We start from the raw sequence: 9,325 nt of genomic DNA, 5'->3' as shown, positions 1-9,325 counted from the left end.
CACACGACGACCACTTCGCCTTTCTTGACCTCGGTCGTGCAGTCGGTGAGGACCTGAAACTGGCCGTACCACTTCGAAACGTTCTTGATGGAAATCATCTTGTGACCTTTTTCTGGAGACCCTTGACGAGAGCAGACGCCAACGAGCAAATCACGAAATAGCATGCGCCGGCGAACAGGACCATCTCGACGGTCGTGCCGTCGCGATCGCCGACGTTGGCGGCCGTGCGGAAGAAGTCCGCGAGGCTGATCACGTATACGAGCGACGTATCCTGGAACAGGACGATCGCCTGCGTGAGCAGCAGCGGCACCATCGCGCGGAACGCCTGCGGCAGGATCACGAGGCGCATCGCCTGCGCGTAGTTCATGCCGAGCGCGAACGCGGCGTTCACCTGCCCGCGAGGCACCGCCTGGATACCGGCGCGGATGATCTCGGAATAATACGCGGCTTCGAACAGCGAGAACGCGACCATCGCCGATGCAAGCCGGATGTCGATCGTCGGCGACAGCCCGAGCACGCCCTGCAGCACCTGCGGCACGATCAGGAAGAACCACAGCAGCACCATCACGAGCGGGATCGAGCGGAACACCGTCACGTACGCCTTCGCGAACCACGCGAGCGGCTTCACGCCGGACAGCCGCAGCAGCGCCAACAGCGTGCCCCAGACGATGCCGACAACGATCGCGATCAGCGTGATCTTGAACGTGACGATCGCGCCCGTCCACAGCGTCGGTATCGCGCCGGGAATACTACTCCAGTCGAACTGATGCATCACTTGCCTCCGATATAGCCGGGCAGCCGCGTGCGGCCTTCGATCCAGCGCATGAACGCCATCACGACGAGGTTGATGATCACGTAGGCGAGCGTCACCGCGATGAAGGATTCATACGTCTGCGCGGTGTAGTCGACGAGCTGGCGCGCTTGCGCGGACAGGTCGAGCAGGCCGATCGTCGACGCGACCGCGGAGTTCTTGAAGATGTTCAGGAATTCCGACGTGAGCGGCGGCACGATGATCCGGTACGCAACGGGCAGCAGCACGTAGCGGTACGTCTGCCATTGCGTGAAGCCCATCGCGAGGCCGGCGGCGCGCTGGCCCTTCGGCAGCGCGTTGATCCCCGAGCGCACCTGTTCGCATACACGCGCGCCCGTGAACAGGCCGAGACAGATGATCGACGCGGTGAAGAACTGCGTGGTGGGCGGCAACTGCTTGATCCAGGTGCCGATCGACGCGGGCAGCAGCTCGGGTATCACGAGATACCAGACGAAGAACTGCACGATCAGCGGAATGTTCCGGAAGATCGACACGTACACGGTGCCGATCGCGGACAGCCATTTGTTCGGCACGGTGCGCAACACGCCGAACAGCGATCCGACGATCAGCGCGATGACCCAGGCGACGAGCGACACTTCGATCGTCACCCAGAAGCCGGACATCAGCCATCCGAAATAAGTCGTCGGCTCGCCGGTCGACACGGGGCTCAGGAAGATGCCCCAGTTCCAGTGGTAAGACATGGGCAAGACTCCAGCAAAAAGAGAAGGAAGAAGCGTGGCCTCTTCCGTCTCATTAGCGTCATTTCTGCATCAACGGCCGTGCGGTCAGTCGAGCGCCTTGTCGTTCGGGTTCGCGTACAGCTTCTTCATCGAATCGGACAGCGGGAAGTTCAGGTTCAGCCCCTTCGGCGGGATCGGGTTCTCGAACCACTTCGCGTAGATCTTCGCGGCTTCACCCGACTTCTCGACTTGCGAGATCGCGTCGTCGACGACCTTCTTGAAGTCCGTATCGCCCTTGCGCATCATGCAGCCGTACGCTTCTTCCGATTGCGGCGTGCCGACGATCACCCACTCGCCCGGCTGCTTCGCCTTCGCGCGCTCGCCCGCGAGCAGCGCGTCGTCCATCATGAACGCGACCGCGCGGCCCGATTCCAGCGTGTTGAAGGAATCGCCGTGATCCTTCGCGCTGATGATGTTCATGCCGAGCTGCTTGTCGTTGTTCATCTTGCGCAGCAGGCGCTCCGACGTCGTGCCGGCAGTCGTCACGACCGTCTTGCCCTTCAGGTCGGCGAAATCCTTGACGCCCGAATCCTTCTTCGTCATCAGGCGCGTGCCGATCACGAAGATCGTGTCGGAGAACGCAGCCTGCTGCTGGCGCTCGGTGTTGTTGGTCGTCGAGCCGCACTCGATGTCCACCGTGCCGTTCTGCACGAGCGGGATGCGGTTCTGCGACGTGACCGGGATGTTCTTCACCTGCAGGTTCGGCAGGTTCAGCTTCTTCTTCACCGCGTCGACCACCTTCAGCTGGAATTCGCGCGAATAGCCGACCACCTGCTGGTTCTGGTCGTAGTAGGAGAACGGAATCGACGATTCGCGATGGCCCAGCGCGATCACGCCCGTGTCCTTGATCTTCTTCAGCGTGCCCGTCTCCTGAGCATGCGCGCCGCTTGCGAACGCGCAAAGCGCCGCGACCATCAGGACTGCCTTTTGGTATTTCATTTTGGTCATCTCCTTGGCTAAAACCCGCGCCAGTGTATCAAAGTAATATTTTTGAAAGTACTGTTGTTTACCGCACGTCGCAGCGCCCCTGGCAAAGCCTTCCTCCCGGCTCCAGGCGCCCCGAATGCGCGCGCGGGCGATGCCGGATTCGGCACCGCCCGCGAGGGTTCATATCCGCAACCGGGTGGATTGCGTCATGAATGGATCATAGTCAGTGATCAGGGGTAGAGGCCACGCATTTCGCGCGCCATCAGGATGCGCTTGCACGCCACGATGAACGCCGCCGTACGCACCGAAACCTTGTGCTCTTCCGCGACCGCCCATACGCCGGAGAACGCTTCGCGCATCACGCGCTCGAGACGGTGGTTGATCTCGTCTTCCGTCCAGAAGAAGCTCGAGAAATCCTGCACCCACTCGAAGTACGACACGGTCACGCCGCCCGCGTTCGCGATCACGTCCGGGATCACGAGCACGCCGTTCGCGGTCAGGATGTCGTCCGCCGCCGTCGTCGTCGGGCCGTTCGCGCCTTCGACGATGATCTTCGTGCGGATCTTCGCTGCGTTCTTCTCGGTGATCTGGTTTTCCAGTGCCGCCGGGATCAGGATGTCGGTTTCGACGGTCCAGAACTCGTCGTTCGGCATCGGCTCCGCGCCTTCGAAGCCCGCGACGCCGCCCGTGCGGGCAACGTGGTCGAGCAGCTTGTTCGAATCGAGGCCGGCCGGCTGGTAGATCGTGCCCGTGTGATCCTGCACCGCGATCACCTTCGAACCCGCTTCCTGGAACAGCTTCGCCGCGATGCCGCCGACGTTGCCGAAGCCCTGCACCGCGATGCGCGCGCCTTCGATTTCCAGGCCCTTCTTCTTCGCCGCTTCGGAGCCGACGACGAACACGCCGCGGCCCGTTGCTTCCTTGCGGCCGAGCGAACCGCCGAGCGCGATCGGCTTGCCGGTCACGACGCCGGTCGACGTCTGGCCCTGGTTCATCGAGTACGTGTCCATCATCCACGCCATCACCTGTTCGTTGGTGTTGACGTCCGGTGCCGGAATGTCGGTGTTCGGGCCGATGATGATGCCGATTTCGCTGGTGTAGCGGCGCGTGACGCGCTCGAGCTCACCACGCGACAGCTTGCGCGGGTCGACGCGGATGCCGCCCTTCGCGCCGCCGTACGGCACGTTCACTGCTGCGTTCTTCACGGACATCCATGCCGACAGCGCCATCACTTCCGACAGCGTCACGTCCTGGTGGTAGCGCACGCCGCCCTTGCCCGGGCCGCGCGACACGTTGTGCTGCACGCGATAGCCTTCGAAGTGCGCGACGGTACCGTTGTCGAGCTCGATGGGGCAGTCGACGATCAGGATACGCTTCGGACGCTTCAGCGTTTCGAGCCAGCGCGACAGCGAGCCGAGGTACGGCGCGACGCGATCGACCTGCTGAAGGTAGTTGCCCCACGGGCCGAGATCGTCGGCGTGCAGGTAGGACGGGATGGACTGCTGTTGCGAAGACATGGATGCTCCAACGTTCAACGAAGTGCGCACATTGTCGAAAAACCCGTTTTTTTTATCCAATGCCGTTTGCTTATTCGATTATGCGTTTCTTGCATGATCGCGATTTTTCGCAAATCCGCGGTCGATTTGCGCAAGAACGCCCGCGATCGGCCGTGCATCGCGTGCCTGAAAAATCGTGTTGCGCGGGCGCGGGCCGGCGGCCGGGCAAGGTGCCCGACAGGCACCGCAGGCCCGACGTCAGCCGGCCGGGCCGGACGATCGACGGTTAACCGCCCACGGTTAACCCGCGGATTCGCGCAGTTCGTCGCGCACGACGTCCCACAGCGCACGCACGAGCTTCTGTCGTGGATCGTCGCCCTGCAGCGCGAGCTTGTCGCAGTACAGCCGGATCTCCATCGTCAGCGTGAACGGATGCGCGCCGCCGCGCACCGACCGGTCGAGCCGGATCAGGCGACCGCCCGCCACCGCATCCTCGACCGCGCTGTGCGGCAGGAACGCGATGCCGTGGCCCGCGAGCGCCATCGCCTTCAACCCTTCGGCCATGTCGGTTTCATAGACGCGATCGAGGAACAGCGGCGTCGACGCATTCGCGACGATGACCTCCGTCATCCGGCCGAGATACGCGTTCGGCGTATATGACAGGTACGGCACGCGCGCATCGGCCGTGCCGGGCAGCGTATAGCGCGGCCGCCCCGCGCGGCCCGGCGCCGAGAACGGGCTGATCGGCTCGCTGCCGAGGATCAGCATGTCGTAGCGCGCCGGGTCGAGCGCGACGGGGTGGCTCGGGTGGTGGTAGCCCATCACGAGATCGCAGCCGCCCTCGACGAGCGACAGCACCGCGTCGTGCACGTTCAGCGCGCGCAGCCGCGTGTGGACCTGGCCCATCTTCGCCTCGATCCGCTGCAGCCAGCGCGGGAAATACGTGAGCGACAACGTGTGCGGCACCGCGAACTCGATCGTCGGCACCGGCGCGCCGACGTGGCCGCGCAGCAGCGTGCGCGCCTCGTGCGCCTGCGACAGCATCGTCAGCGCCTGCTCGTAGAAGATCTGCCCGGCCTTCGTCAGCCGCGTCGGATAGACCGAACGATCGATCAGTTCGGTCGCGAGCCATGCCTCGAGCGCCTGGATGCGCCGCGAAAACGCCGGCTGCGACACGTGCCGCAGCTCGGCGGACCGGCTAAAGCTGCGCGTTTCCGCGAGCGAAACGAAGTCTTCGAGCCATTTCAGTTCCATGCAGGCGGGCGCGGCGGGCGGCGGTCGGGAAGAAGCCTGCATTCTACCGGCGGGCGGCCCCGGCCGGCTGCCGCGCAAGCGGCCCGGCGCGCGGCCGGATGCGAGCGCCGGCATGGCGTCGGCGCGCGGCGGCGGCGGCTCGCCGGGCGCGGCCGGAATCGTCCCGCGCCGATGGTAAAATGCCGGATTCTCCCTCCTCGCTCGACCCGGCCCTCAAAGCCCGCCCGATCATGTCCGACACTCGTCCCGATACGCTTTTCGCCCTCACCGCGCTCTCGCCCATCGACGGCCGCTACGCCAGCAAGACTGAAGCGCTGCGCGACTGGCTCTCCGAAGCCGCCTTCATGCGCCACCGTGTCACCGTCGAGGTGCACTGGCTGATCGCGCTGTCGCGCGCCGGCTTCGCGGAAGTCCCGCGCTTCTCGGAAGCTTCCGAGCAGTTCCTGCTGCAGCTCGCCGAGCGCTTCACCGCCCACGACGCCGCGCGCATCAAGGAAATCGAGCGCGTGACGAACCACGACGTGAAGGCCGTCGAATACTGGCTGAAGGAATCGGTGAAGGGCCAGGAAGAACTCGAGAAGGCCAGCGAATTCATCCACTTCGCGTGCACGTCCGAGGACATCAACAACACGTCGCACGGGATGATGCTCGCCGGTGCGCGCACGCACGTGATCGTGCCGGCGCTGCGCACGGTCCACCAGCGCCTCGTCGCGCTCGCGCACGCACTGGCCGACCAGCCGATGCTGTCGCGTACGCACGGCCAGCCGGCCAGCCCGACGACGCTCGGCAAGGAGCTCGCGAACGTCGCGGCCCGTCTCGACCGCGCGATCGCTCGCATCGAGAAGGTCGAGATCCTCGGCAAGATGAACGGCGCGGTCGGCAACTTCAACGCGCACCTGTCCGCGTATCCGGAATTCGACTGGGAAGCGTTCTCGCGCGACGTGATCGAGAACCGCCTGAAGCTCACGTTCAACCCGTACACGATCCAGATCGAGCCGCACGACTACATGGCCGAGCTGTTCGACGCGGTCGCACGCGCGAACACGATCCTGCTCGACCTCGACCGCGACGTGTGGGGCTACATCTCGGTCGGCTACTTCAAGCAGAAGACGAAGGCCGGCGAGATCGGCTCGTCGACGATGCCGCACAAGGTCAACCCGATCGACTTCGAGAACTCGGAAGGCAACCTCGGCCTCGCGAACGCGACGCTGCGCCACCTCGCCGACAAGCTGCCGGTGTCGCGCTGGCAGCGCGACCTGACCGACTCGACGGTGCTGCGCAACATGGGCGTCGCGCTCGGCTACTCGCTGCTCGCATACGACTCGCTGATCCGCGGCCTCGACAAGCTCGAAGTGAACCCGCAGCGCCTGAACGAAGATCTCGACAACTGCTGGGAAGTGCTCGCCGAGCCGGTGCAGACGGTGATGCGCCGCTACGGCATCGAGAACCCGTACGAGCAGCTGAAGGAACTGACGCGCGGCAAGGGCATCACGCGCGAAGCGCTGCAGGAATTCGTCGGCACGCTCGCGATCCCGCAGGATGCGAAGGATCGCCTGCTCGCGATGACGCCTGCGTCGTACATCGGCAAGGCCGTCGAACTCGCGAAGCGGATCGCGTAAGCGCCCGTCTCCGTACGTAAAAAAGCCCGATGCGAGCAATCGCATCGGGCTTTTTCATTGCGTGCCGCGTCCGCTCAGAACGAAATCATCCGCCCCGGATTGAGCGCGCTCATCACGCTCATCGCCGCCTTCGCCGCCGGAATCGCGATCGGCGACAACTGGCGTCCAAGCGGAATCGCGCGATGGTCGATGCCGGTCAGCATCGAGAAATCGTCGTTGCGTCCGACGAAATCGTCGCAGATCGCCTTGCCGATCCGCACCGTCTGCGCGACGCCGTGGCCGCTCCAGCCCTGCACCATGTACATCGGCATGCGGCCGTCGGTCTTGCGGCTGTCGGTCGCGCCGTTCAGCGTGAAGTCGCTGACGCCGCTCCAGCAGTAATCGAGCGCGAACTGGCCGTCGACCTGCGGGAACACCGTGTTCAGCCGCGTCAGCAGATACGCGTTGACGTCGGGCTGCGCCCAGCACGTACCGGTGCCCTGCCCGCCGAACAGCAGGCGGTTGCCGCGCACCGGCCGGTAGTAGTCGATCTGGAACTGCGTGTCGTACACGGGCATGCCGGCGGGCATCAGTGTCGCGACGTCGACGTCGAGCGGTGCCGTCACGCTAACATAGGTAAAGAACGGCACGGTCGTCGCGGCGCCGTCATCGAGCAGCCGGAACGTCGTGTTGTGCAGCGCGAGCACGACGCCCTTGCGGGCGGTGATCGTGCCGCCCGGCGTCGTCGCGACGATGCCCGCGGGCGTCTCGTCGAGCTCGACCACCTCGGCGCCTTCGTACAGCGTGCCGCCGTTAAGCCGGAAACCATGAACGAGCCCGCGCACCAGTGCGAGCGGATGGATCTGCCCGCCGATCGCATCGATCGCCGCGCCGTGGTACAGCCCCGAACGCACGTATTCGTCGTGCAGCTGATGGCGGCCGACGAGCGTCACGCCCGCGTCGCCGAGATGACGGCGCGCATCCGCGCCGTCCAGCAGCGCACTCATGTGGCCGGGGTGGACAGCGGCCGTGATGTGCCCGCGTTTGCGGTCGAGTTCGAGCGCGTAACGCGCACCGATCGTATCGATCAGGTCCATCGATTCAGCCGACGCGAAGCGCCACAGCCGCTTCGCGTCGTCGTGCGACAGGTGGTCGATCATGTCGGCCGCTTCCCAGCGCGCGAGGCCGGGCGTCAGTTGCCCACCGTTTCGACCCGATGCGGCCGAGCCGATGTGATGCTTGTCGACGAGGATCGTGTCGACGCCCGCTTCGGCGAGATGCAATGCGGCCGATGCGCCGAGCAGGCCCGCGCCGATCACGAGCACGTCGCATACCGCGTCGTGCGCGAGCGGCATGGTGTTTTCATGGCGCGACAGCGACGCCTCGTACCAGTTCGCCGGGCGCTCGCCGTCGTAGCGGGCCGGATCGCACCAGTTCCAGTTGTCTTTTTCGATGTTCAGTTGCGTTTGCTCGAAACGCGATTCACCCTGGATCAGGGGTTGGTTATTGAAAGTCATGATTGCACTTGCATGGTAGGGCCGCCTGTCGAAGAGCCTTCTGGCTTCGCGGGTGGGGCAGCCGGTTCCACATGGGTGTCAACGAGAAAAGGGGCGCGATGGCCCGTGTTGACGGCGGGCACGCTCGTGCCGCCTGGATCCCGGACTGTGCGAAAGCACGTATTGAAAGGTGCCGGGACACCCAATTTCTACACCGCAGAAATAATTCTACAGTGTAGAATCAGCTTTCGTCAAGTTTACAGCCGGTGCCGCACCGGCACGCCGGCCCGTATCGATGAAAGACAAACCCGCCCAGGGCCCGCGCGGCCTCGACAAGGATGCGATCGTCGCGGCCGCGCTCGCGCTGCTCGAAGATGTCGGCGAAGCCGCGTTCAGCGTGCGCAAGCTCGCGCAGTCGGTCGGCTGCGACCCGATGAGCGTGCTGTACCACTTCAAGTCGAAGGAAGGCCTGAGCCGCGCGATCGCGAACGCGCTGTCGCGCTCGCTCGTGCCGGTCGACGCCACGCTGCCGTGGCGCGAACGGCTGCGAGATCTCGCGCGCCAGTACCGCGCGCTCGCGCTGCGCTACCCGGCCGCGTTCGCACTGCTGCAGCGGCACATGAGTACCGGGCCGGCCGATCTCGCGCACATCGAGGCCGTGCATCGCGCGCTGGCCGACGCCGGCATCCCGCGCGCGGCGCTGCCATCGGTTTGCGTCGGCTGGTATGCGAGCGTGATCGGGCTTGCCGCGGCCGAAGCCGGCGGCCTCACGCGCGCCGCGAACGACGTCGAGCTCTCGGAAATGGCGGCGCTGTCGGACGCCGCGCATCCGCTCGTCAAGGCGGCCGCCCCGCTCTATGCGCAGCTCGATCCGGCAGCCGTGCACGACACGATGCTCGACGTGCTGCTCGACGGCATCGCGAAACAGGCGCCCGCCACCTGACCGGCCCGCCGGCCACCAACGCAAAAGGCGCCCCGAGGGGCTAATGCCGTTCAGTTAAGG

At 65.2% G+C, this 9,325-nt stretch carries 8 protein-coding genes and 1 pseudogene; 2 read left to right on the top strand and 7 right to left on the bottom strand.

What is annotated here, in order from left to right; all coding sequences use genetic code 11:
- The 6 genes and pseudogenes from VK92_RS43315 to VK92_RS16740 all read right to left on the bottom strand — a co-directional run.
- Window positions 1–98: pseudogene (locus VK92_RS43315) on the bottom strand (amino acid ABC transporter ATP-binding protein); the annotation flags it as partial.
- Entirely contained in the window at window positions 95–772 is a 678-nt protein-coding gene (gene gltK / locus VK92_RS16760; RefSeq protein WP_042977589.1) for a glutamate/aspartate ABC transporter permease GltK, read from the bottom strand. The gene gltK and the pseudogene VK92_RS43315, both read right to left, overlap by 4 nt.
- Window positions 772–1,512, bottom strand: coding sequence for an amino acid ABC transporter permease (locus VK92_RS16755; protein WP_027788374.1), 741 nt, complete (start codon window positions 1,510–1,512; stop codon window positions 772–774). Before VK92_RS16755 ends, gltK begins: the two co-directional genes overlap by 1 nt.
- Before the next feature lie 84 nt (window positions 1,513–1,596).
- The gene (locus VK92_RS16750) at window positions 1,597–2,490 is read right to left on the bottom strand and encodes a glutamate/aspartate ABC transporter substrate-binding protein (protein ID WP_048026334.1); all 894 of its coding nucleotides are present in this window, start codon (window positions 2,488–2,490) and stop codon (window positions 1,597–1,599) included.
- Between the two features lie 218 nt (window positions 2,491–2,708).
- Window positions 2,709–3,995 (bottom strand): Glu/Leu/Phe/Val family dehydrogenase, encoded by a 1,287-nt coding sequence (locus VK92_RS16745; protein ID WP_021163078.1) that lies wholly within the window; start codon window positions 3,993–3,995, stop codon window positions 2,709–2,711.
- Between the two features lie 279 nt (window positions 3,996–4,274).
- Window positions 4,275–5,228 carry a LysR substrate-binding domain-containing protein gene (locus VK92_RS16740; RefSeq protein WP_048026331.1) on the bottom strand — a complete coding sequence of 318 codons (954 nt, stop codon included), beginning with the start codon at window positions 5,226–5,228 and terminating at the stop codon, window positions 4,275–4,277.
- 230 nt (window positions 5,229–5,458) lie between these two features.
- On the opposite strand from VK92_RS16740, the gene purB reads away from it, so the two are divergent.
- On the top strand, window positions 5,459–6,847 hold the full coding sequence (purB, locus tag VK92_RS16730; RefSeq protein WP_027788377.1) for an adenylosuccinate lyase: 1,389 nt from the start codon (window positions 5,459–5,461) through the stop codon (window positions 6,845–6,847).
- Window positions 6,848–6,921: 74 nt separating this feature from the next.
- Here purB and VK92_RS16725 read toward each other — a convergent pair whose 3' ends face one another.
- Window positions 6,922–8,343 (bottom strand): NAD(P)/FAD-dependent oxidoreductase, encoded by a 1,422-nt coding sequence (locus VK92_RS16725; protein WP_048026328.1) that lies wholly within the window; start codon window positions 8,341–8,343, stop codon window positions 6,922–6,924.
- Between the two features lie 274 nt (window positions 8,344–8,617).
- Here VK92_RS16725 and VK92_RS16720 point away from each other — a divergent pair, with 274 nt between their 5' ends.
- The gene (locus VK92_RS16720; protein WP_048026326.1) at window positions 8,618–9,265 is read left to right on the top strand and encodes a TetR/AcrR family transcriptional regulator; all 648 of its coding nucleotides are present in this window, start codon (window positions 8,618–8,620) and stop codon (window positions 9,263–9,265) included.
- Window positions 9,266–9,325 lie beyond the last annotated feature (60 nt).

It is taken from the genome of Burkholderia sp. LK4 (assembly GCF_001043615.1).
GTDB classification, from domain to species: Bacteria; Pseudomonadota; Gammaproteobacteria; order Burkholderiales; family Burkholderiaceae; genus Burkholderia; species Burkholderia cepacia.
The sequence above is the reverse complement of the archived record's forward strand: the minus strand, read 5'-3'. Positions and strand labels throughout refer to the sequence as shown.

What these genes read in the sequence shown, in the direction of transcription:
- gltK (WP_042977589.1), bottom strand. Translation starts at nt 772, where the DNA reads ATGCATCAGTTCGACTGGAGTAGTATTCCCGGCGCGATACCGACGCTG.
- VK92_RS16755 (WP_027788374.1), bottom strand. Translation starts at nt 1,512, where the DNA reads ATGTCTTACCACTGGAACTGGGGCATCTTCCTGAGCCCCGTGTCGACC.
- VK92_RS16750 (WP_048026334.1), bottom strand. Translation starts at nt 2,490, where the DNA reads ATGAAATACCAAAAGGCAGTCCTGATGGTCGCGGCGCTTTGCGCGTTC.
- VK92_RS16745 (WP_021163078.1), bottom strand. Translation starts at nt 3,995, where the DNA reads ATGTCTTCGCAACAGCAGTCCATCCCGTCCTACCTGCACGCCGACGAT.
- VK92_RS16740 (WP_048026331.1), bottom strand. Translation starts at nt 5,228, where the DNA reads ATGGAACTGAAATGGCTCGAAGACTTCGTTTCGCTCGCGGAAACGCGC.
- purB (WP_027788377.1), top strand. Translation starts at nt 5,459, where the DNA reads ATGTCCGACACTCGTCCCGATACGCTTTTCGCCCTCACCGCGCTCTCG.
- VK92_RS16725 (WP_048026328.1), bottom strand. Translation starts at nt 8,343, where the DNA reads ATGACTTTCAATAACCAACCCCTGATCCAGGGTGAATCGCGTTTCGAG.
- VK92_RS16720 (WP_048026326.1), top strand. Translation starts at nt 8,618, where the DNA reads ATGAAAGACAAACCCGCCCAGGGCCCGCGCGGCCTCGACAAGGATGCG.